Annotated in this window: 22 protein-coding genes; 9 read left to right on the forward strand and 13 right to left on the reverse strand. The window is 71.0% G+C overall.

The window, feature by feature from the left end; translation table 11 throughout:
• Positions 1–8: 8 nt before the first annotated feature.
• Positions 9–758: a potassium channel family protein gene (locus tag V6N00_RS09895; protein WP_334232244.1), complete on the forward strand. Its 750-nt coding sequence runs from the start codon at positions 9–11 to the stop codon at positions 756–758.
• Here the strand turns inward: V6N00_RS09895 and V6N00_RS09900 are convergent.
• From V6N00_RS09900 to dut, 4 genes are read right to left on the reverse strand one after another with little or no spacing between them, the layout of a single operon-like run.
• On the reverse strand, positions 724–1,542 hold the full coding sequence (locus V6N00_RS09900) for a DUF3159 domain-containing protein (RefSeq protein ID WP_334231986.1): 819 nt from the start codon (positions 1,540–1,542) through the stop codon (positions 724–726). The genes V6N00_RS09895 and V6N00_RS09900 overlap by 35 nt on opposite strands.
• Complete coding sequence (locus V6N00_RS09905; RefSeq protein WP_334231988.1) at positions 1,539–1,820, reverse strand: single stranded DNA-binding domain-containing protein; 282 nt, start codon at positions 1,818–1,820, stop codon at positions 1,539–1,541. The genes V6N00_RS09900 and V6N00_RS09905 overlap by 4 nt, the downstream gene beginning before the upstream one ends.
• Complete coding sequence (locus V6N00_RS09910) at positions 1,813–2,799, reverse strand: DUF3710 domain-containing protein (protein ID WP_334231990.1); 987 nt, start codon at positions 2,797–2,799, stop codon at positions 1,813–1,815. The genes V6N00_RS09905 and V6N00_RS09910 overlap by 8 nt, the downstream gene beginning before the upstream one ends.
• A complete protein-coding gene (dut, locus tag V6N00_RS09915) occupies positions 2,796–3,281 on the reverse strand; it encodes a dUTP diphosphatase (RefSeq protein WP_334231991.1) in 486 nt (161 codons plus the stop codon). The genes V6N00_RS09910 and dut overlap by 4 nt, the downstream gene beginning before the upstream one ends.
• Positions 3,282–3,387: 106 nt before the next feature.
• Between dut and V6N00_RS09920 the strand changes: the two genes are divergently transcribed.
• Positions 3,388–3,924: a DUF3093 domain-containing protein gene (locus tag V6N00_RS09920; protein WP_334231993.1), complete on the forward strand. Its 537-nt coding sequence runs from the start codon at positions 3,388–3,390 to the stop codon at positions 3,922–3,924.
• Positions 3,925–4,081: 157 nt separating this feature from the next.
• On the opposite strand, the gene V6N00_RS09925 is transcribed toward V6N00_RS09920, so the two are convergent.
• Positions 4,082–4,381, reverse strand: a complete 300-nt coding sequence (locus V6N00_RS09925) for a DUF4193 domain-containing protein (protein WP_076695164.1) — start codon at positions 4,379–4,381, stop codon at positions 4,082–4,084.
• Between the two features lie 313 nt (positions 4,382–4,694).
• Here V6N00_RS09925 and sepH point away from each other — a divergent pair, with 313 nt between their 5' ends.
• A complete protein-coding gene (sepH, locus tag V6N00_RS09930; protein ID WP_334231996.1) occupies positions 4,695–6,188 on the forward strand; it encodes a septation protein SepH in 1,494 nt (497 codons plus the stop codon).
• A gap of 140 nt (positions 6,189–6,328) precedes the next feature.
• Here the strand turns inward: sepH and V6N00_RS09935 are convergent, their stop codons facing one another.
• The 4 genes from V6N00_RS09935 to V6N00_RS09950 form a co-directional block, all read right to left on the reverse strand.
• Complete coding sequence (locus tag V6N00_RS09935; protein WP_334231997.1) at positions 6,329–7,009, reverse strand: thymidine kinase; 681 nt, start codon at positions 7,007–7,009, stop codon at positions 6,329–6,331.
• Complete coding sequence (locus V6N00_RS09940) at positions 7,002–8,309, reverse strand: alkaline phosphatase family protein (protein WP_334231999.1); 1,308 nt, start codon at positions 8,307–8,309, stop codon at positions 7,002–7,004. The genes V6N00_RS09935 and V6N00_RS09940 overlap by 8 nt, the downstream gene beginning before the upstream one ends.
• Positions 8,302–8,976, reverse strand: coding sequence for a DUF5998 family protein (locus tag V6N00_RS09945; RefSeq protein WP_334232000.1), 675 nt, complete (start codon positions 8,974–8,976; stop codon positions 8,302–8,304). The genes V6N00_RS09940 and V6N00_RS09945 overlap by 8 nt, the downstream gene beginning before the upstream one ends.
• Positions 8,977–9,070: 94 nt before the next feature.
• A complete protein-coding gene (locus tag V6N00_RS09950; protein ID WP_334232002.1) occupies positions 9,071–11,923 on the reverse strand; it encodes a bifunctional acetate--CoA ligase family protein/GNAT family N-acetyltransferase in 2,853 nt (950 codons plus the stop codon).
• Positions 11,924–12,095: 172 nt separating this feature from the next.
• Between V6N00_RS09950 and V6N00_RS09955 the strand changes: the two genes are divergently transcribed.
• From V6N00_RS09955 to V6N00_RS09970, 4 genes are all read left to right on the forward strand, one after another.
• Complete coding sequence (locus V6N00_RS09955) at positions 12,096–14,726, forward strand: DNA gyrase/topoisomerase IV subunit A (protein ID WP_334232003.1); 2,631 nt, start codon at positions 12,096–12,098, stop codon at positions 14,724–14,726.
• 137 nt (positions 14,727–14,863) lie between these two features.
• Positions 14,864–15,220 carry a GrpB family protein gene (locus V6N00_RS09960; protein WP_334232004.1) on the forward strand — a complete coding sequence of 119 codons (357 nt, stop codon included), beginning with the start codon at positions 14,864–14,866 and terminating at the stop codon, positions 15,218–15,220.
• Positions 15,217–15,657, forward strand: coding sequence for an ASCH domain-containing protein (locus V6N00_RS09965; RefSeq protein WP_334232006.1), 441 nt, complete (start codon positions 15,217–15,219; stop codon positions 15,655–15,657). Before V6N00_RS09960 ends, V6N00_RS09965 begins: the two co-directional genes overlap by 4 nt.
• Entirely contained in the window at positions 15,654–16,079 is a 426-nt protein-coding gene (locus V6N00_RS09970) for a VOC family protein (protein ID WP_334232007.1), read from the forward strand. Before V6N00_RS09965 ends, V6N00_RS09970 begins: the two co-directional genes overlap by 4 nt.
• 168 nt (positions 16,080–16,247) lie before the next feature.
• Here the strand turns inward: V6N00_RS09970 and V6N00_RS09975 are convergent, their stop codons facing one another.
• The 4 genes from V6N00_RS09975 to V6N00_RS17220 form a co-directional block, all read right to left on the reverse strand.
• Positions 16,248–17,873, reverse strand: a complete 1,626-nt coding sequence (locus V6N00_RS09975) for a multicopper oxidase family protein (protein WP_076693360.1) — start codon at positions 17,871–17,873, stop codon at positions 16,248–16,250.
• A 21-nt stretch (positions 17,874–17,894) separates the two neighbouring features.
• Positions 17,895–18,644, reverse strand: coding sequence for a cytochrome c biogenesis CcdA family protein (locus V6N00_RS09980; protein WP_334232009.1), 750 nt, complete (start codon positions 18,642–18,644; stop codon positions 17,895–17,897).
• Positions 18,641–19,549, reverse strand: coding sequence for a F510_1955 family glycosylhydrolase (locus tag V6N00_RS09985; RefSeq protein ID WP_158067126.1), 909 nt, complete (start codon positions 19,547–19,549; stop codon positions 18,641–18,643). The genes V6N00_RS09980 and V6N00_RS09985 overlap by 4 nt, the downstream gene beginning before the upstream one ends.
• A 99-nt stretch (positions 19,550–19,648) precedes the next feature.
• Positions 19,649–20,014, reverse strand: a complete 366-nt coding sequence (locus tag V6N00_RS17220) for a DUF6153 family protein (RefSeq protein ID WP_368855334.1) — start codon at positions 20,012–20,014, stop codon at positions 19,649–19,651.
• Between the two features lie 296 nt (positions 20,015–20,310).
• Between V6N00_RS17220 and V6N00_RS17225 the strand changes: the two genes are divergently transcribed.
• The gene (locus V6N00_RS17225) at positions 20,311–20,760 is read left to right on the forward strand and encodes a DUF6153 family protein (protein WP_416385066.1); all 450 of its coding nucleotides are present in this window, start codon (positions 20,311–20,313) and stop codon (positions 20,758–20,760) included.
• Between the two features lie 59 nt (positions 20,761–20,819).
• Entirely contained in the window at positions 20,820–21,461 is a 642-nt protein-coding gene (locus V6N00_RS09990; RefSeq protein ID WP_334232012.1) for a DUF305 domain-containing protein, read from the forward strand.
• The last annotated feature ends 380 nt before the right edge of the window (positions 21,462–21,841 follow it).

The raw sequence follows: 21,841 nt of genomic DNA on the forward strand, positions 1-21,841 counted from the left end.
CCATGTCGATGCGTGTCGTCATCGTCGGATCCGGAGCGGTGGGATCCTCCATCGCCCGTGAACTGCTCGCCCACGACCACGAGGTGCTGCTGATCGACAGCAAGCCCGAGGTGATCGGCCGGTCCGGCCTGCGCGGGGCCCGCTGGCTCATCGGCGACGCCTGCGAGCTGTCGACCCTGGCCGACGCGGACCTGCCGAACACGCACGTCGTCGTCTCGGCGACCGGTGACGACAAGGTCAACCTCGTCGTCTCCCTGCTCGCGAAGTCCGAGTTCGGGGTCGGCCGCACCGTCGCGCGCGTGAACAACCCGAAGAACGACTGGATGTTCGACGACGCCTGGGGCGTCGACGTCGCCGTCAGCACGCCGCGCATGATGACCGCCATGGTCGAGGAGGCCGTCGAGGTCGGGGACATCGTCCGGCTGCTGACCCTGCGCGCCGGGGTCTCCTCGCTCGTCGAGTTCACCGTCCCGGACGAGTCGCCGCTGGTGGGCCGCACGATGGCGTTCGTCGCCTGGCCCGAGGACTCGACCGCCGTCGCCATCCTGCGGGACGAGGTGCCGATCGCTCCGAGCGAGGACGACGTCATCGAGGGCGGCGACCAGCTGTTCTTCCTGACGACCATCCAGGCGGAGGACGAGCTGCGGGCCATCCTCTCGGGTGCGGCCGAGTCCACCACGCACGCACCCTCGGGCGCGACGGCGGCCGGAGCGGCCGAGCCGGTCAGCGGGTCGAGCGCGTCCCGCGGCGAGGACTGATCGCCGGCCGGGTGATCATCCAGGCCACCCAGAGGGTCAGCGCGTAGAGCGGCACCCCCATGAGCAGGCGGGTGGTGCCGAGCGCCACGAGGTTGCCCGCGAGGTAGAGCGGGAACTGGACCACGAGGCGCAACGCGAACATCGCGGCGAGCATCCACGTGGCGCGCGTGTAGACGCGGGCGCGGGCGGGGACCTGCCGCCAGTCGTTGCCCTCGCTGCGCAGCAGGCCGAAGACGAGGCCGACCAGCGGCCAGCGGGCCAGCACGGACGCGACCAGCACGACGACGCTGACGACGTTCGTCCAGAAACCGGGCACGTAGTAGTTGAGCGGTTGGTCGCTCACATCGGCGAAGAGCGCGCAGATCACGACGCCGACGAGGCCGGAGAGCGCCTGGACGACGGGCCGCCGCTCGATCAGGCGCCACACCGTGAAGGCGACGGCGACGACGATCGCGCTGATGAGCGCCGGCGTCAGGGACCGGGCGAACGTGAAGACCACGAGGAACACCAGGCCCGGCAGCACGGCCTCGACGATGCCGCGCGGTCCACCGATCGCGGCCATGACGTCGATCCGACCCGCGTCGTCCGTCTTCAGCGAACTGCCGGCCATGCCGGCGGCCATCCGGGCGAAGCCGCCGCGGGCGGTGTCCGGCTCCTCTGCCTGCGCCTCGGCGTCCGGTCCGCCGGCCGCCTCGCTCGCGCGGGCCTGACGCCGGGTCGGGTCGGTGCGGCCGGGCTCGTCGTCGGGACCGCCCGGCGTGCCCGGCAGGTGCTGGCCGCTCATGCCTCGCCCCCGTGCTGGAGGATCTCGTAGTGCGGGTCGAAGATCACCGAGCGGTGCGCCTGCTGGGAGACGGTGCCCTCGACGCGCAGGGTGACGCCGGCGTTGACGCCGGGCACCGTCCGCTGACCGTGCCACACCAGGTGCACGCGGTGGCCCGCCTCGTCGTCGAGCACGGCCTCGTAGTACGGGGGTGCGCCGATCGGCTGGATGGTCACCGACTCGAGGCTTCCGGTCAGCGTGACCCGGTGGGGGTTCTCGACGGCGGCCTGCTCAGCCAATCTGGGTGACCTCGGGGCCCCGCTCCGGCGGGCCGTCCGGGGTGGACCCGTCCGGGGTGGTGCCGGCGTCCTCGACGCCGGGGATGGAGATGGTGAGCAGGTCCCGCGGGGCCATCGCCTCGGTGCCGCGGACCACGACGACGTCGCGGAACAGCGCCTCGATGGCGGCGGCCTGCTCGTCGTCGGTCGCGGCCGAGCCGGTGATGACGCCGCGCAGGAACCAGCGCGGACCGTCGATGCCGACGAAGCGGGCGACGCGCAGCCCCGCGTCGGCGCCGGCGACCGCGGGCACCGCGGCCAGCAGCTCGGTGCCGAAAGAGGTGCGCACCTCGTGGGCCTGGCCCGACTGCGCGGTGACGCCCTCGGCGATCTGCGCGCGGATCTCGTCCCACAGCCCGGCGGACCGGGGGGCGGCGAAGGCCTGCAGCTGCAGGCTGCTCTCCCCCAGGTCGAGGATCGCGGCGAGGACCCGGTTGGTCGTCTCCTGCACCTCGAGGCGCAGCATGACGCCCTGGACGGGCTTGATCAGGATGGCGCCGAGGTCGAGGTAGCCCTCGCGGTCGGTGATCTCGGCGACGTCGTGGGGACCGTGCTCGACCCGGTCGAGGACGTCGGCGGAGGAGGCCGCCGGCTGAGCCGTGCCGGCCTCGGGTGCCGGTGCAGCGGCACCGGCTGCCGGAGGTTCGGTGGCACCGGTGTCGCTCCGTGGGGTGTTGTCGGCGTCGCTGTCCGCTGCGGCGCTGTCCGCACTCGCGGTGGTATCGGTGGTGGCGTCGGCTGCCGGAGCGGCCTGCGGCGCCGCGACGCCGGCCTGGGCAGCGTTCGTGCCGGTGCTGTCCGTGCCGGTGCTGTCCGTGACGTTGTCGTCCGTGCCGGTGCTGTCCATGCCGGGGGCAGTCGGGTCGGCGGTCTCGACCGGATCGGCCGAGGTCATCGGCAGATCGGAGGAACCGCGCTTCTTGGAGCGTCCGAAGATCATGCGTCCTTCAGTCCTTTCACCCCGAACCCGCCGGTGGAGCCGAAGCCCCCGGCGCCACGGACCGAGGTCGGTAGGTCGGTCACCACCTCGAAGGCGGCGTGGTCGACGCGCTGGATGACCAGCTGGGCAATCCTATCGCCGCGCGCGACGCTGAACGCCTCGCGCGGATCCGTGTTCAACAGTGTCACCATGAGTTCCCCGCGGTATCCGGCGTCCACCGTGCCGGGCGCGTTGACGATGGTGATGCCGTGCTTCGTCGCCAGCCCCGAACGGGGGTGGACGAGGCCGACGTACCCGAACGGCAACGCCACGGCCACGCCGGTGGGGACGAGCGCCCGCTCCCCCGGCTCGAGCACCAGGTCGACCCGGCTGCGCAGGTCGGCGCCGGCGTCTCCCGGATGGGCGTAGGCGGGCGGCTCGATGCCGGCGTCCAGTAGCTGTATCGCGACCCGCACGGTGGTCGGGACGTTCTCGTCGGTCACAGTCCCCCACTCTAACCAGCCGGACCCCGCTGCCCGACCGGCGGCCGTGGGCGCGCAGCGAGGCGTCGATTGGTTGCGGACACGCGCGCGGTGGGATGCTGGAGACATGCCCCGCTCCGAGCCCGACCCCGCCCAGCCGACCCCTGACCCGGCGTCGTCCACCTCGCCCGTCGCGGAGCCGGGCGGCGAGGACGCCGTGCTCTACCGGGAGCGCCTGTGGCCCTCGTTCTGGGTCTGGTTCGTGTGCATCGCCGTCGCCGCCGGATCCCTCGTCGTGTTCGCGCCGATCAACATGACGGCCGGCGTCGTCGTCTTCCTCATCCTCGCGGGTCTGCTCGTGTTCGCGCTGGTCCGGTCCGCCGCGACCATCGTCGTCACCCCGACCGTGCTCCAGGTGGGGCGGGCGCAGATCGAGCGGCGCTACCTGGGCGAGGTGGCCGGTTTCGCGAAGGAGGAGGCGCGCGTGCAGCGCGGCATGGAGCTGAACGCCCGCGCCTACCAGTGCATCCGCGGCTGGGTGGACCCGGTCGTGACGATCGGCATCACGGACCCGGCCGATCCCACGCCGTACTGGATCACCTCGACGCGGCACCCGCGCCGGCTCGTCGGCGTCCTGACGCAGGGCTCGCAACCGACGTTCTGAGCGCTGCCGCTCACCTCGCTGCCGTGAGCCGGGCGTCCGTCAGGCTGATGACGCGGGATGCGGGATCGGGCAGAAAAAAACTGCCGTACCGGGCCGGTACGGCAGTTCGACGTCGTCCGGTCCGTGCCGCTGTTGGACACGGACCGGGGAAAGCGCCTCAGGCGTCGCACTCCTTGCAGATGAACATGCCGTCCTTCTGCCGGGAGATCTGCGAGCGGTGGCGCACCAGGAAACAGGAACCACAGGTGAATTCGTCGGCCTGAGCGGGCAGCACCCGGATCAGGAGCTCTTCACCGGACAGATCGGCACCGGGGAGCTCGAACCCCTCGGCCGCCTCCGCCTCGTCCTCGTCCACGACCGCCGACTGCTTGTCGGTACGGCGGGACTTCAGTTCCTCGATGGAGTCTTCGTTCGTTTCGTCGTCGGTCTTGCGTGGCGCGTCGTAATCTGTCGCCATTGGTGTCTCTTCACGCTCCGGTCGTTCGTGCGGGGTCCCTGGACGGGAAGAAAGATACTATACGGCCTCGGGACCCCGGTTCAGCACGCGTTGTGTACGCCGTGCTCCAACATCGCAGACCCCGGTTTCATGCCCGCCTCGCTCGTGTTGCGCTGTGGGCGAAGCCCGTTCCAGGCCCGTCCCGGACGGGGCGCGCCGAGAGGCGCACCAAGTGGAGTCGCGGGCGATTCCGTGCCATTGTTCTAGTGCCATTGTTATCGGCGGGCGCGCGTGTGTGGGCGCCGTCTCATTCTCATGCCGTGGAGGGCGATCGATGCAGGAACTCCGGTTGATGGGCGTTCACGAGGACGGCGATCACCTGCTGTTCGGTGACGACGCCGGCGCCATGTACAAGGTGCGGATCGACGAGACCCTGCGCGTGGCGACCCAGCGGGTGCCGCGGCGGCAGGCCCGGCAGACCCCCGCGGTCAAGGTTCCTCTGTCGCCGCGGGAGATCCAGGCGCGCATCCGCGCCGGTGCGAGCGCCGAGCAGATCGCCGTCGAGAGCGGCTACGACCTGGACCACATCCGCCGCTACGAGGCCCCCGTCCGCGCCGAGCGCGACTGGCTGGCCGGGCAGGCCCGCCAGGTGGAGGTCGCATCCCCGAGCCACCACGACGAGTACCGCGCCGCGTTCGGCGACCAGCCCGCGACGCTCGACCGGATGGTCGCGGTGCGGCTGCGCTCTCTCGCCGTCGATCCGGCCACCGTCCAGTGGGACGCCTGGCGCCGCCAGGACGGCTCGTGGGACGTCGTCGCCCGGTTCGACCTGCCCGAGGAGTCCGCGATCGACCTCGGCGAGCAGCCGCCCGCGCAGTGGGTGTTCGACCCCTCCCGCAAGCACCTGGCGAACGCGAACCGCTGGGCTCAGGTCCTCAGCGAACTCGAGCCGCTCAGCGGTCCCATCCCGCCGCGCCGCCTGGCCGCCGTGACGGACTCCGTGTTCGACGTCGAGTCCCAGCCCGAGGTCGAGGACGAGTCCGCCGATCTGCTGGACGTGCTGCGGTCCCGCCGCGGTCAGCGCCTGGGCAGCGACGAGGAGGCTGACGACGCGCTGGCCCTGCTGCTCAGCCGTGGTCCCGTCCCGGCCGCCCACCCCCGTCCGGGGCAGGACGCGCTGCCGGGCATGGACGACGACGGCGAGGACGCCACGGCCGGCACTCCTGCGGGCGCCGAGCCGGCGCCGGATGCGACGACCATCGACGAGGACGGCCAGCAGGTTCCCGACGACGGCGATGCGTCGTCCGCGTCCGGGTCACCGGCCCGTGAGGGCCACCGCTGGGGTTCCGGCCGGTCCCGTCTGCGCGGCCGCAACCGGCGCGGGGACGCTCCCGAGGACGTCTCGGTGGACGACCTGCTCGGCTTCGACCGGGGTTCGGTCCCCGGCAACGAGGCCGGGGCGGACGCGACGGGCGGCGACGCCGAGCCGCACGCCGACGCACACGCCGAGGACACGACTGCCGCTGCCTCGTCCGGCGCGGACGCCTCCGACGGTGCGCCGGCGGATGTGACCACCGACGACGGCACCACGGAGTCCGAGGGGGTGCGCGCCTCCGGCGCGCAGTCACCCGCTCCGCAGTCCTCCGGGCAGCAGCGACCGGCCGGTGCGCCGTCCGCGGCGGCACGCGGCACGAGCCCGGCCGAGGAGTCCGACGAGGCCCCGAAGAAGGGGCGTCCGCAGGACAGCGACCAGGGCGCCAAGGGCAAGGCCCGCCGCTCGAGCGTTCCGAGCTGGGACGAGATCGTCTTCGGCAAGCGCGGCGACTGAGGAACGGCCGCCGAACACCCGCGACATCGACCGACGGCCCGCTGACGGATCATTCCGTCGGCGGGCCGTCGTCGTTGCTGCGGGGGTTCTGTCGGCGGCGCGCGGGGTTCGCGCTCCTTGTCCGGCCCGGAGGGCTCGGGTCAGCGGGCGTCGTCCCGGCGGATGTCGGCGGCTCCAGCGTCACCGGCCCGGCGCGCGGTGAGGTGCTGCCGGTGGTGCCGCCGGCACAGCGTCTCGTACCCCACGGTGCCCACGCCGTCGCGCTCTGCCGCGTCGGCGACGGCGCCGAGCGGCTCGACGTCGCCGACTACGATCTGCTCGCCCTCGGTCACCATGAGGCCGTCCACGGTGCGGGCGTTGTGGGTGGCCCGGCGGCCGCACCAGCACAGCGCCTCCACCTGCAGGAAGCGGATCCGGTCGGCCAGCTCGACCATCCGGGCGGAGCCGGGGAAGAGCCGCGTGCGGAAGTCGGTGACGATGCCGAAGGCGAAGACGTCGGCGCCCAGATCGTCCACCACACGTGCCAGCTGTTCGACCTGCTCCGGCCGGTAGAACTGCACCTCGTCGCAGATCAGGTAGTCGACGGTGCGGCCGTGCACGCGGCGGACGGCCACCTCGGCCTCGAAGTCGGTCGTGTCCGTCACCTCCTCGGCCGGGGCAGCGAGGCCGAGCCTGCTGGAGACGGTGGCCGTGCCGGCCCGGTCCGTCCGGGTGAACAGGACGCCCTCGCGCCCGCGGGAACGGTGCGTCCAGTCCGTCTGCAGGGCGAGCGTCGACTTGCCGCAGTCCATCGTGCCGGTGAAGAAGACCAGCTCAGCCACGGCGGCTCTTCCCGCCGCCTTTGCCCTGCGGGCCCGGCGCGACGACGGTGACCAGCGGGACGCGCCGCTCGGCGGCCGTCCAGGACCCGTGCTGGCCGACCATACGCATCGGGCCCTCGCCCACGCGGGACCGGTCGTAGAAGGCGACCGGCTCGCGCGCGGCGACGAGCACGTCGCCGATCCGGGGCCGCACCGCGGGGTCGACCGGCCCGAGATAGCCGGCCTCGATGACCTGGTCTCGGTCCATCACCCACGCCACTCGGCCGAAGCGCTCGCGCCAGCGGGTGATCACCGCGGCACGGTCCGCCTCCGGGGCGAGGGAGAGCTGGAGCAGGCGCGGTTCGCCCGCGGTGTGCCGGACGCCGGCCATCAGGTCCGGCTCGGCGGAGACGTCGATGCGGTGCGGCTCGTCGACGTCGACCATGCCGTGGTCCGCGGTGATCGCCAGCAGTGTGCCCCGGGGCAGCCGGGCGAGCAGCCGGCCGACGGCGCCGTCGATCTCCTCGAGCGCGTGCTCCCAGGCGGCCGAGTTCACGCCGTACCGGTGACCGGCCTTGTCCAGGTCGTTCGCGTAGAGGTACAGCAGGTGCGGGCCGGCCGGGGCGAGGGTCTCGGTGGCGACCGTCGTCGCGGCCTGCAGCGTGCTCGCGGGCAGGAATCGGGCGCCGCGCAGGGCCGCGCGGGTCATGCCCGAGCGCTCGAAGCGGGACTGGCTGACGGTGGAGACCGGGACGTGCGCGGCGGCGCGCTCGAACACCGTGGGGTGCGGCTGCCAGGTCTTCGGGTCGATGGCGGGATCCCAGCCGCCGAGCATGTTGACGACGACGTCCCGCTCGGGGTCGAGAACGTCGTAGCCGACCAGGCCGTGCTGCCCGGGGGCGAGGCCCGTGCCCAGGGCGGCGAGGGAGGCCGCAGTGGTCGAGGGGAATGCGGCGTCGAGCACCCGGGTGGTCGCACCGTGCTCTCCCGCGAGCAGGGACCGGAGCACGGGCGCGTGGCCGGAGCGGCGTGTCAGCTGGTCGTGGCCCATGCCGTCGACCATGAACACGCACACCCGGGTGGCGGCCGGCAGGTTCAGGGTGTTGTCGAAACCGGGCACCCCGGCGGCCGCGGCCGCGCTCGTGAAGACGGCCGAGACGGAGCGGCGCGCGTAGTCCGGCGGACCGGCGAGCCCGTCCATGCCGCGCTCGGCGGCGGAAACGGCGGAAGCGGCGCGAGCATCGTCGTGCGCGGCGTCACCGGTCGTCGTCGACGCCGCGGGCCCGCTCCGCCCGGACGCGGGCGTGGCCCGCTCAGGCACCCGCACGCGGCTGGTGCGGGCGTCCGAGCCGGGCGGAGATGGTGCCGCTGCGGGCCGGTGCGGGGTGCGGGTGCGCGTCCGGGACGGCGCTGGCGGACCGGATGGCGCGGGCGAACCGCCGGGCGGACTCGACGGCGTCCGGGCCGTCCGCGTCGGCGCTGATGCGCAGCACGAGGTCCTCGAGGGCGGTGGTGCCGGTGTACCCGTGGTCGGCGTCGCACTGCGGGTCGGCGCAGCCGGCGGGCACGAGGTCGAGGCGCTGGGCGCCGCTCCAGGAGATCGCCAGGGTCACCTCGCGCGGTTGGTCGCCGGGTCGGTAGTCCTGCGGGCGAGCCCATGCGGCGGAGAGCACGACCGAGCTGACCGCGGCGAGCGGCACCGACTCGGTGGAGACATGGGCGAGCGGTTCGGGGCCGTCCTCGTCCAGGTGCTGGTCGTCGGCCTGCGCGACGACGAGCATGTCCTCGGTCATCACGAGCACGGTGATGTGGCGGTGCACCTCGGTGCGCTCGACGTGCGTCTCGAGGTGGACGAGCTCGCCCGTCGGCTCGCGCCCGTCCAGGGCGTCGAGGATGACGTCGGCGACGAGCGCCGGATAGAAGCCGGCGTGGTCGAGGGTCTTCTTCAGCTTCTTGGCGGCGGCCGCCGAGCCGATGGACTGTGGCATGACCCCAGTGTCTCAGAACCGGTCGCGCGCGTGCGTCGACGTCCTCGGGATGGGGACGGCCGACTCGACCTGCCGCCTCAACTGCGCAGCCTTCTCAACTGCGCAGGGCGCGGCGGGCGCTGTCGGTGCGCTGGGCCGGATTGCCGATGCGGATGTGCGCGCTGAGGACCGTGGGCCCCGACGCAGAGGCGAGGACGGGGTTGAACTCGATGATGCCGACCTCGGGGTGCTCATCCTTCAGGACGGAGAACCGGGCCACGAGGTCCTCGAGCGCGGTCAGGTCGACGGCGGGCAGTCCCTCGTGGCCGAACAGCTTGCGGGCCGCCCGCGGGGCGCGGACGAGGTCGGCGACGTCGGTCGCGGTCAGGGGAGGCGCCCGGTGGCCCCAGTCATCGAGGATGTTGACGGCGTCACCGGCGAGCCCGAACGAGACGACCGGGCCGAGCAGCGGATCCTCCATTCCCCGCAGCACGCAGCCCTGGCCGGTGGGCGCCATCGCCTGGATCTCCATGCCCGCCGCACCGTGGCCCGTCAGGATCGCCGTCATCTGGGCGATCTCGGAGCGCAGCGCGGCGGCGTCGGGGATGTTCAGCTGCACCGAGCCGAGGTCGAGCCGGTGCCGCAGGGTCTCGTCGGTCGTCTTGAGCACGACCGGCCAGCCGATGGCCTCGGCCGCCGCCACCGCCTCGTCCGGCGTCGTGAACGACGTGGAGGGCAGCACGGCGATGCCGTAGCAGTCCAGCAGGGCGGCGGTCCGCGTCGGGTCGAGCGTGACCAGCTCGGTCCCTCCCCCGGCACCCGCCTCGGCGAGCCATCCGGCGAGCAGGTCCGCGGCCTCCTTGCGCCGTACCCCGGGCGGGTCGACGAGGTCCGCCTCCTCCCGGTCCAGCCAGGTGCGGTAGCCGACGGCGGCGGCGATGGCTCGGATGGCGGCACCCGGACCGATGAAGCACGGCAGGCCGGCCTGGCGCACCCGGTCCACGGCTCCGGTGACCGGCGCCGGGTCGGTCGGTGAGGGGCCCTCCGCGAGCGCCGCATCGTCCGTGAGCGCGTCCTCCACGAGCGCGGCTTCGGCGGTGACCGCGGCGTCGTCCGGGACGTCGTCCCCGCGCGGCTCGTCTCCCGGCACGGCGACGCCTTCGGTCCACCCGTCGTCGTCGACCCCGGTGAAGACGGCGGCCACCGGTTTGCCCACCGCGGCACCGGCGTCGAGCAGGATCCGGGCGCACGTCTCGACCGGCACGTCCCCGAGCGGGAGCAGGCTCACGAGCAGCAGGTGCACCGCCTCGTCGGCCAGCACGGCCCGGACGGCCTCGGCGAAGGCCTCCGGGTCTCCACCGAGGACGACGTCGGCCTGCATCCGCGCGAGGTGCAGCCCGGCCTCGCGCGCCGCATCGGCGACCACCTCGCCCAGGGCGAGCGAATTGGCGACCACCCCGAGCGAGCCGCCCACGGGCAGCGGCTGGCTGACCAGCAGCTGGGCGACCTCCATGAGCTTCTCGCTCGTGCGCACGCGGATCACCCCGGACTGACGCATCATCGCGTCGAGCGCCCCGATCGGCGCCTGGCTCGTGCGGGCCGCGTGCCCGGGCGGCAGCTGCAGGCCCATGGTGTCGGACTTCGCGACGATCACGGGCTTGCTGCGGGCCAGCCGCCGGGCGATGCGGGAGAACTTGCGCGCGTTGCCGATCGACTCCAGGTACAGGCCGACGACGGCGGTGCCGGGGTCGTCCTCCCAGAACTGCATGACGTCGTTGCCCGAGACGTCCGCCCGGTTGCCGGCCGAGACGACGTGGGAGACGCCGAGGCAGCGGCGCCGGGCCGCGGCGTCCATCAGCACGCCGAGCGCGGCGGACTGGGTGAAGACGCCGAGCACCCCGCGCTCGATCGGGGCGAGTCCCGAGGCGTTCAGCCGCACCGCGGGGTCGGTATTGACGATGCCGAGGGAGGCGGGCCCGATCAGCCGCATCCCGTGTGCGCGGGCCACCCGCACCAGTTCGTGCTGCCGGTCCTGGCCGTGCTCGGCGTCGTCGGCGTACCCGCCCGTGGCGACCAGCAGCCCGCGCACCCCGGCCGCGGCGCAGGCGTGCACGGTCGGCAGCACCTCGGCGTAGCTGACCGCGATGACGGCCAGGTCCACCGGCACCGGCACGTCCGCCAGGCTCGCGATGGTGTGTCCGGCATTCTCCGCGTCATCGGCTTCCCCGGTGGCCTCGCCGTTTCCTTCGCCGGTGACCGTGTACACCGTGCCGGTGAAACCGCCGCCGCGGATGTGGGCGAGCAGGTCGTCGGCGCGGCGCCGGTCCGCGCGCGAGCCGATGACGGCGATCGTGTGCGGGGAGAGCAGCCCGGCCACGGACTGGGCCTCGGCGCGGTGTTCCCGGGACTCCATCACGGCCCGGGAGCGGTCCGTGGGATCGATGTCGAAGCTGACCTCGACGACGCCGGAGTCGAAGTGGCGCTGCACCTCGTACCCGGCGTCGGCGAAGACCGTGAGCATCTTCCGGTTCTCGGGCAGCACCTCGGCGACGAAGGTGCGGATGCCCTTCTCGCGCGCGGCGGCGGCGAGGTGCTCGAGCAGGATGGAGCCGATGCCGCGGCCCTGGTGGTGGTCGGAGATGTTGAACGCGACCTCGGCGTCGTCGGATCCCTCGAGCCGGTCGAACCGGCCGACGCCGATGATCTCCTCGCCGATCGTGATGATGAACGCCACCCGATTGACGTGATCCACCTCGGTGAACCGGGCCAGTTCCCGCTCCGAGAGCTGCGACTTGTAGGTGAAGAACCGCAGGTAGATCGAGGCCTGCGACTGGGCCATGTGCATCGCCTGCAGAGCGGCTGCGTCCTCGGGCAGGATGGGGCGCAGGTGCGCCGTGCCGCCGTCGCGCAGCACGACGTCGGCCTCCCAGTGCTGGGGATATCCGCGGGTCGGGGCGCCGTTCGCCATAGACTCACAGTACGGTGAACGCCGTTGCGCTGTCTGTTCGGGCCCGCTGTTCGGGGTCGTCCGGCCGACACGTCACCGCCCGCACGACCGCACCACGACAGATGCACCGACGGTCCCGCGCGCCGCCGGACAGGCCGGTGGACGGGGCCGCGGCAGGAGGATTCCCGAGCCCATGGCACGCCGCAAGCCGACGTCGAACGACGGTCCGCCCCCCGAGGACTTCGTCGAGAACATCAGGGTCGAAGAGAACATCATCGACGTCGACGTCTCCTCCGAGATGGAGACCTCCTTCCTCGAGTACGCCTACTCGGTGATCTACTCGCGCGCCCTCCCGGACGCCCGGGACGGCCTCAAGCCGGTGCAGCGGCGGATCCTCTACATGATGAGCCAGATGGGACTGCGGCCGGACCGCGGGCACGTCAAGAGCGCCCGCGTGGTCGGCGAGGTGATGGGCAAGCTGCACCCGCACGGGGACGCGGCGATCTACGACGCCATGGTGCGGATGGCGCAGGCGTTCACCCTGCGCCTGCCCCTGATCGACGGGCACGGCAACTTCGGCTCCCTCGACGACGGCCCCGCCGCCGCCCGGTACACCGAGGCGCGGATGGCCTCGGCGGCCCAGCCGATGACGGCGGACCTGGACGAGGACGTCGTCGAGTTCGTGCCGAACTACGACAACCAGCTGATGCAGCCGGAGGTGCTGCCGGCCGCGATCCCGAACCTGCTGGTCAACGGTTCCTCCGGCATCGCCGTGGGCATGGCGACCAACATGGCCCCGCACAATCTCGGCGAGGTGATCGAGGCGGCGCGGCACCTGATCGCGAACCCCGAGGCCGGGATCGACGCGCTGATGCGCTTCGTGCCCGGCCCGGACCTGCCCGCGGGTGGGCGGATCGTCGGGCTCGACGGTGTGCGGGACGCCTACCGGAGCGGCCGCGGCTCGTTCAAGACGCGCGCGACCGTCTCGATCGAGCAGGTCAGTGCCCGGAAGACCGGCATCGTCGTCACCGAGCTGCCGTACCTGGTGGGCCCGGAGAAGGTGATCGAGAAGGTCAAGGACGCCGTGCAGGCGAAGAAGCTGCAGGGCATCTCCGACATCGTCGACCTGACCGACCGCAAGAAGGGACTGCGGCTGGTCATCGAGATCAAGAACGGGTTCAACCCGCAGGCGGTGCTCGCGCAGCTGTACAAGCTGACGCCGATGGAGGACTCGTTCGGCATCAACAACGTCGCGCTCGTCGACGGGCAGCCGCGCACGCTCGGCCTCGTCGAGCTGCTGCAGGTGTTCGTCGGCCACCGGCTCTCGGTGGTGCGACGGCGCACCGAGTTCCGGCTGGGCAAGCGCAAGGACCGGCTGCACCTGGTCGAGGGCCTGCTCATCGCGCTGGTGGACATCGACGAGGTCATCGAGATCATCCGCTCCTCGGACGAGGTGGCCGACGCCCGCGCCCGGTTGATGACGGTGTTCGACCTCTCCGAGGCGCAGGCGAGCTACATCCTCGAGCTGCGGCTGCGGCAGCTGACGAAGTTCTCCCGGATCGAGCTGGAGAAGGAACAGGACGAACTGCGGGCCGAGATCGCCGAGCTGGAGGCGATCCTCGCCTCCGACGAGCGGCTGCGCACCGTCGTCTCGGACGAGCTGGCCGAGGTGGCCGCGACCTACGGGACGCCGCGGCGGACCGTCCTGCTCGAGGCCGACGCCGCCCCCGCGCTGCCCGCGGCGGTCACCGCCGGGCCCGCCGGTCCCGCCGGTTCTGGAAAGGGCGCTCCCGCGTCCCTGCAGATCGCCGACGACCCGTGCTGGGTGCTGCTCTCGACGTCGGGCCAGGTGGCGCGCACCTCGGACGCCTCCGAGCTGCCGGTGCAGACGCCGCGCCAGCGGCACGACGCGTGGCGCACGGTCCTGCGGACCACGGCGCGGGCCGAGATCGGCGCCGTGACGAACACCGGCCGGATGCTGCGGGTGCAGGTCGTGGACCTGCCGCAGCTGCCCCCGACCGCGGGCACCCCGAATCTGGCCGGCGGGGTGCCGGTCAAGGAGTTCCTCACGCTCGAGCGTGGGGAATCCCTCATCGGCTTCGCCCCCCTGGGCTCGGTGATCGCGCTCGGCACCGCGGCCGGCGTCGTCAAGCGCGTGAGCCCTGACTATCCGCTGAACCGGGACGACTGGGAGATCATCACGCTCAAGGGCCGTGACACCGTGATCGGCGTGGCTCCCGCGGCGGACACGGACGAGCTCGTCCTCGTCACCCGGCGTGCGCAGCTGCTCCGCTTCCCGGCGGGGCTCGTCCGGGCGCAGGGCCGCACGGCCGGCGGCATGGCCGGCATCAAGCTGGGTGACGGAGACGCCGTCATCGCGTTCGGTGTCGTCACGGCTGAGGACCCCGAGGCCGTCGTCGTGACGCTGACGGCGGCAGCGTCGGACGCGGACCCCTCCGTGAAGGTCACCCCGCTGAGCGAGTTCCCGGCCAAGGGCCGCGGCACCGCCGGCGTGCGGGCCCACCGCTTCCTCAAGGGCGAGGAGGAGCTGGCGCTCGCGTGGGCCGGGCACGGCCCGGCGCGGGCGGCGGCGGCCAACGGCGCCTCACGGGCGCTGCCGACCGAGCACGGCCGGCGGGACGGTTCCGGGGTGCCGGCGGGTGCGGCGATCGACGCGATCGGCCCGGCGCCGGCGGCGGTGGTCGAGGCGGTGGCGCACGACGCGGCGGCGGTGACACTGTCCGAGGAAACAGCGCTCGCGCCCGAGGTCGCGGTGACGGTCAGCGAGGACGGCGAGGCCGAGGACACCGAGACGCTCTGGTAAGAGCTGGGTGTCGGCGGCCACCGGCCGCGTCAGGTGGCGGCAGCCGACCCGGGATCGAACTGTCCCGAGGCTCCCGGCCAACCTCGCCCGGCGTTGATTTCGACCAGCCTCGACCCGGCGCCCAGGCTGATCCTGCGTTGTGCCGGAAGCTCCTCTTCTACCGTCCACCGCGCGGTGCCGACTTGGCGGTGATCCTGCACGTCAGGCGCAGCGACTCGCCGTTTGCTCACTACGTCGTCACCTTCCGGGACTGGCTCCGCGCCAATCCCGACGAAGCCGCCCACTACGAGGACGACAAACGAGCGCTTGCCATGGATCACGTTGATGACGACGACTACGACGACTACACGCGAGCCAAGACCGCCTTCCTCAACGACGTCCAGCCCCGCCTGGATCAATGGGCAAGAGATGCCCGACAGGCGATGGTCTTCCGTCAGCCCAGCTCGACTTCCGCTTCGCGAAGAGGAAGTCCTCTGGCTACGTTGGGGCGGTGAACTCGACGCCCTCCATCGAATCTTTGCCGGTGGCCCGGTACGCCTTTCCTGGGCCACTTCGAGATCGGCTGGTTACCGCCATCCTCGCCGGAGAGAAGACCGCGACCTCCTCTCTCGGCGTGGAGTACCGACGAGAGCGGGAGCCGTTGCCCCGCGTCGGGGACCTCGAAGCCGTCGTTGACAGCGCCGGCGCACGAGTCGCGGTCACTCGCGTCGTCGACGTGCACGTGTGCCGCCTCGCCGACGTCACTGACGAGCACGCTCAGTACGAAGGCGAGGGACACGCCGATGCCATGGGCTGGAGGGCCGAGCACGAACTGTTCTGGTCGTCAGCAGAGTTCCGTGCGGCGCTCGGCGCTCCTCACCTCACAATCGACGACGACACCGCCGTGGTCTGCGTGACTTTCGTTCTCGACCACGGACCGATGGCCCGATGAGCGCTGTCGAGCGGGCCAGTGGGACGATGGGCACCGTGCTTGACGATCATGAGCCGGCTCTCGTTCCCGAACTGCTCGTGACGGATCTCGACCGGAGCCTCGAGTTCTGGTGTGGGCTCTGCGGATTCTCGGTCCGCTACGCCCGCCCCGACGAGCGTTTCGCCTACATCGCTCTGGGTGCTGCCCATCTCATGCTCGAGCAAGTAGGAGTCGGCCGGAACTGGATCACCGCTCCATTGCAACCACCTCTAGGTCGCGGGATCAACCTGCAGATCACCGTTCCCGACAGCTCCACCCTTGATGGTCGCCTACGGGCGGGCGGCCACGAGCCATTCATGCCGATTGAGACGACGTGGTATCGCGTCGAGACCAGGACGCGGGCGTGCAGCAAGTGCTCTTCACCGACCCCGACGGATACCTGATCCGCTTCCAGTCATCTGTCGGGCGCCGGCCGGCCGCACGGTAGACGATCGTCTATCAGACGTTTCGGAAGCTCCGAGTCACCTTAGCTGGCTGGATAATGCGGCCGGCAACCCTCGATCTGCAGGCCGCCAGCCAGCAGGGTCCACCGGACGGCTCCATCATCGGGCTCATTGGCTCTGCCTCTGCACGTAGGACAGGACCCCCATCATGCCCTTCTGGGCGTGGTAGGCGTTGTGGCAGTGCAGGAGCCATTGCCCGGGGTTGTCGGCGTCAAAAAAGATGCTGACCGTCTCCTTGGGGCGGACGATCACGGTGTCTTTCCGTGCCCCGCTGGTGGCGACCTGGAAGGTGTGGCCGTGCAGGTGCATGGGGTGCCACATCGGGGTCTCGTTGACGAAATCGATCTGTACCCGTTGGCCGGGTTCGACCTCGAAGGCCCCGTTGAAGGGGTTCTTCTCGTCGAACTGGCGTCCGTTGATGCCCCAGTCGTAGGCCATCATCGACCCGGTGAGCCGGACCCGGTGCACGACGTCGGGTTTTTTCTGCGCCAGCCGCGCGGAAGGGGGGGCGGTGAGCCGGGACCCGTCCGTGACGGTGCCGGTGATGGTTCTGGGCAGCGCTTCGGGGATGGGGGGCTTGCCGGTGCCGGTCTTGATCAGTCCGAGGGCGAGCCCGCTCTTGCCTTCAGGTCGGGCCAGGAGTGGGGTGTAGCCGTCCCGGACGGTGAGGAGGGCATCGATCCGCTCCCCCATGCCCAGCACGACGGCGTCGACTTGCGCCTGCTCGACCGGGTATCCGTCGGTGTGGGTGAGGGTAATCTTCTGCCCCGGGATGCCCACGCGGTAGGCGGTGTCGCCGGCGGCGTTGATGATGCGCAACCTGACCGTGTCCCCGGGTGCGGCGGTGAGAGTGTCGGGATTGTTGGGGGTGCGCCCGTTGACCAGGTGCAACGGGTAGCGCACGTCCCCGGCGTCCCCGCCGAGGTAATCGCTGGTGGCACCCATCAGCATGAAGGACTTCCCATCTGCTGGCGCTGAAGTAGACCCCGACCCTCCCATACCGCCCATGCCGCCCACGTTCGAATGGTCCATCCCGCCCATGCCGCTGGGTGAGGAGCTCGAGTCCATGCCCATGGATCCCATTCCGGCGGAGACGGCGGCGTAGGCCTGCTCCGGGGTGCCGGTGATCCCGTCGAGCCAGTCATCCAGCACGATGACCCATTCGTGGTCGGCGGTGACGGGATCCTTAGGGTCTTCGATGATCAGCGCCCCGGACAGGGCACGCTCCCGCTGCAGCTCGATGTGGGAGTGGTACCAGTAGGTTCCGGGGTGGGGAGCCGTGAATTGGTAGGCGAATGCGCTACCGCCCGGCACCGGGTCCTGGGTCAGGCCCTGGACACCGTCCATGTCGTTGCGCAGCGCGAGCCCGTGCCAGTGGATGGTGGTCGGCTGAGGCAACCGGTTGCGGAGATCGACCTTGATGGTGTCTCCAGTCTGGGCGCGGACAGTGGGCCCGGTCAGGGACGCGTTGTACCCCCAGGTTCCGATCTTCTTCTCGGCCAGGGCCGCAGTGAACGGGGCCGCGGTCAGGGCGGCAGAGACGGTCTTTCCCGTGGTGGGTCGCCGGTTCTCGGTGGTGGATACGAGCCGGTCGGTGGGCAGAATCCGGGTTCGTCCGGAGGCGGTGGACGTGGCCGTGTCCTGGCCGCCGCTGGTGCAGGCAGTCAGGAGGGCGGCGGAAGCGGCGGCAACGGACAGTCCGAGGAACTGGCGTCGGCTGGGGGAGGAATTCATGAGGCGTTAGTCCTGGGCGGGTCAGATGGGGGTGGTGTAGGTGGCCGAGAGGTTCTGCAGCCAATAGATGACCGTGGTCCACACGCCGGTGACCATCAAGGCGCCGACGGCGATGAGCATGCCAGCGCCGACGATGTTCACAGCACGCAGGTGCCGTTTGACGAATCCGAAGGCGTGGGTGGTCCATCCGAAGCCGGCGGCGAGGACGGTGAGGGGAATGCCGATGCCCACGGCGTAGGCGAAAGCGAGGATGGCACCGCGCCCGGCGTCAGCGGTGGAAGCACTCAGGGCAAGGACGGCGGCCAGGGTCGGTCCCATGCAGGGGGTCCAGCCGAGCCCGAAGACCACACCGAGCAGCGGCGCACCAGTCAGTCCCGTGCGGGGGCGCATGGTGGGTTTGCGGGTGTTCTGCAGCCAGGGGATCCACCCGAGCAGGGCGAGTCCCATGACGATGACCAGGACGCCGAGCCCGCGGATCAGGGCATCCTGCCAGCGCAGTAGCCAGGATCCGAGGATGCCGAACGCCGCCCCATAGGCCGCGAATACGGCAGCGAAGCCCAGAACAAACAGCCCGACCCCGGTGAGGACGCGTCCGCGTGGCCGCGGTCCGCTGTCGCCGCTCAGACCCGACACGTACCCCAGGTATCCGGGCAGCAGCGGCAGGATGCACGGCGAGAGGCAAGACACGGCGCCGGCGATGATGGCGAAGGGCAGTGCCGCCAGGAGGGGGCCGGAGGAGACCACCGACGCGAAGAAGTGGCCGATGCTCATTGGCCGGCCTTGCCGGTGTAGGGGTTGAACGTGTTGCCGCCGTCGGTGGAGAGCTGAACACCGGACGCGGTGACCGCCCAGACCTGCGTCCCCTTGCCCGACTTAGTGGCGGTCATCGCCTGCACGGGGTCGGGGACGGTGCCAGTCTGCTTCCAGGTCTGTCCGGCGTCGGCGCTGGTGTGCACGGTCCCGTCCGGGGCTACCCCGACCGCCGTGGAGGGGCCGGACAGGGCAGCGAATTGGACCACTGGAGCATTCGGCACCGTCGTCCAGGTCCGGCCGGCGTCGGTCGAGCGGCGAAGGCCGTTCTCGGTTGTGGCCAGGACCACGGTGGTGTCTGGGCGGCCGGCGAGGGCGTAGGGCTGGATCTGGTTGGTCGTCCGGGTCCAGGTCTTCAGGTCTCGGGTGGTGACCAGTGTCCCGTCGAAGCCGACCAGGCCGCCCCGGGTGACGGTGAGCGCGTGGAAGTCGGACTCGCCTTGGCGGGACAATTCGACCCAGGTTCGCCCGCCGTCGGTGGAGCCGATCAGGCCCAGTGGGTCCGGCAGATTCGAGCCGGCCCCGGGGTGCCCGGACGCGTATAGCGTCGCCCCTCCCCCGGTGAAGCCCATGTAGTCGTTGGCCGGCCCGATTCGTTCGGGCCGACCCTTCGAGTAATCGATAAGGCCTTTGTGGGTGGCAACCAGGACGGTTGCACCGTCCGGGGTGACGTGGATGCCGTGGGCGTGTGTCCAATCCGCCACGGAGCTGGGTTCGGTGCTGGAGGGGCTGGCGATGCTCGAGGGCGCGGCCCGGTCTCCCATCCCGGCCATCGAGGAGTGAGCGGGAACCCCGCAGCCGTTGAGCGCTACCGCTGCTGTGAGAATAGTCGTGCCGGCGGCGGACCGTTCGATGAACTTGTGCATGATGACTTCCGGTCAAGCCACACGCGCGGCAATGCACGCGCGGGTGGGCAGGGAACGTGACGCTGAGCCCGGTGGGCGAGGCACCCGGGTGTCGCGGTTCTACGTTCGGTTGATCGAGAGTTCGATCAGGCTCGGCGCCCGCGCGGGCGGTCGCCGATGCGCGGCGCGGCCGATGGCCGCGGTTCCCGTCTGCGATGCGGGTGCCGCGCACGATCCTGGCTCCGAGATGGGTGTCGGGTGAGGGGCGCTTCCCGGAGTGCAGGGTGCTTGCATGCCCGCACCCGCACATCCGTGACCGACTGGGCACGAAGCACCGGCGGTCTCCGCCGGCGCTTCAGCGGACTTGGCACCGGCGTGAGACGTGACGGCGTGTGAGGATGTGAGAGGGATCATCACAGCTTGGTCCAAGGCCAGGATGTGCATAGCCAACAGGCCCACGAGCACACCCAAGACGGCGACCAGCATCGTTGCTGCGGAGAACGCGGCACGGCCGACGCGACACGCTGCTCGCACTCCGCTCCCCTTCTACACCCAGCGATCGCCAGGCCGGACGGCCACCCTCGACCACTCGCGCACACCATCGGATCGATGATCTGATGACCCTTCGCGGGTGGCTTTACGTTGACCCACTATACCCCCTAGGGGTAAGATGTTGAACTCGGTGCGTCCCCGGCGGGCCCGGGGACGCACGCGCCGTCAACTTCGGCCGGCCGGGCGGCCACTCATACGATGTCGATCTGTCACGGACGGGACTTCGCCAGATGCTTCGACCTTCCCCAGCGGCGCGTGCGGCATTGACCGCACTGGCGGTCCTGAGCGTGGCGTTCGGACTCATCGGAATGCACGTGCTCGGCGGGCACGCCGTCAGCACGGACGGCATGAGAGCGATGAACACGACGGCCCACCTCGGGTCGACCGCAGCGGCGCCGCTGGAGCAGTCACCCACCCTCACCTCGGCGTATCATGCGTCTGTCGGTGGCGACCGGTCCGCCGCAGCCTCCGACGCCCACACCCATGATCATCCTTGCGCCCAACCCGGTGACCCACAGTGCGTTCCCGCCCCCGGGTCAGCTCCTCCGGCCCCGCCCGCCATCGCGCCACTTGCCCGGTCCGACGCACTGACCGCACTCTCCTCCCGGGCGCTTGTCCCTGGCCCTCGAACCACGGACCCGGCACCTGACCTCATACTTCTCTCGATCAGCCGAACGTGACGGCTTGGCGCCGTGCTGCGCCACGACTCATTACCGTTCGCCTGAATCGAAGGAAACCAATGAATATCAAGACCCTTGCCGTACCCGCCGCCCTCCTGACCGGCGCACTCCTCCTCGCCGGATGCGGGACTAACCAAGCCTCCAACAACGCTCCCGCTGCCTCCTCGAGCATGGGGTCCATGGATCACGGGGGCATGAGCGGGATGACCAGCTCGTCACCCTCAGCATCACCTTCCCAAGGCACGTTCAACGACGCGGACGTCATGTTCACGCAGATGATGCTGCCCCACCACGAGCAGGCCGTACAGATGAGCGACACGATTCTGGCCAAGCAGGGCATCGACCCGCGCATCCAGAAGCTGGCCCAGCAGATCAAGGCGGCTCAGGCCCCGGAAATCAGCACCATGCGCGGCTGGTTGAGCAGCTGGGGACAGCCGAGCGCGATGGCCAGCAACTCGGGTCACAGCATGGACGGCATGATGAGCGGCGATGACATGGCCAAGCTCAAGGCCGCGGACGGCGCGGCCGCGTCAAAGTTGTTCCTGACGCAGATGATCGCTCACCACGAGGGGGCGGTCAGCATGGCCAAGACCGAGGTCTCCAGTGGCAAGAACCCTGACGCCGTCGCCATGGCGAAGTCGGTCATCACTTCCCAGACGAAGGAGATCGACGAAATGAAGGCCATCCTGGCGCAGATGTAGTACCGCCATGGCTGCGGACTGTGCGTGCGCCCCGCAGGGGCGGGGTGCACGCACGGTCCGCGCGGGCAGCCGGGGCCGAAACCATGCCTACGCGGCACCCTCATCGACCGCGTCGAGAGCGGCACGAAGCCGGATTCCGGCATCGTCGGCGACTTCGGGCACCTGTGGACAGCCGAGCGCCATGCCCAGCGGGTCAGGTCGGTCACCGTGAGGAGCCGGTCAGCACGGCTAAGACCGAGGCCACCAGCGGAGAGAACCCCGATGCGGTGGCGATGGCGAAGCCCGTCGTTGCGTTCCAGAGCAAGGGGATCAATGAAGTGAAGGCCTTATCAAACAGATGTGAGCTTCCAGCCGCCCTCGCCTGCGTGAGCCCCTCGTGC

The organism is Tersicoccus mangrovi, from assembly GCF_036881825.1.
Lineage (GTDB): Bacteria > Actinomycetota > Actinomycetes > Actinomycetales > Micrococcaceae > Tersicoccus > Tersicoccus mangrovi.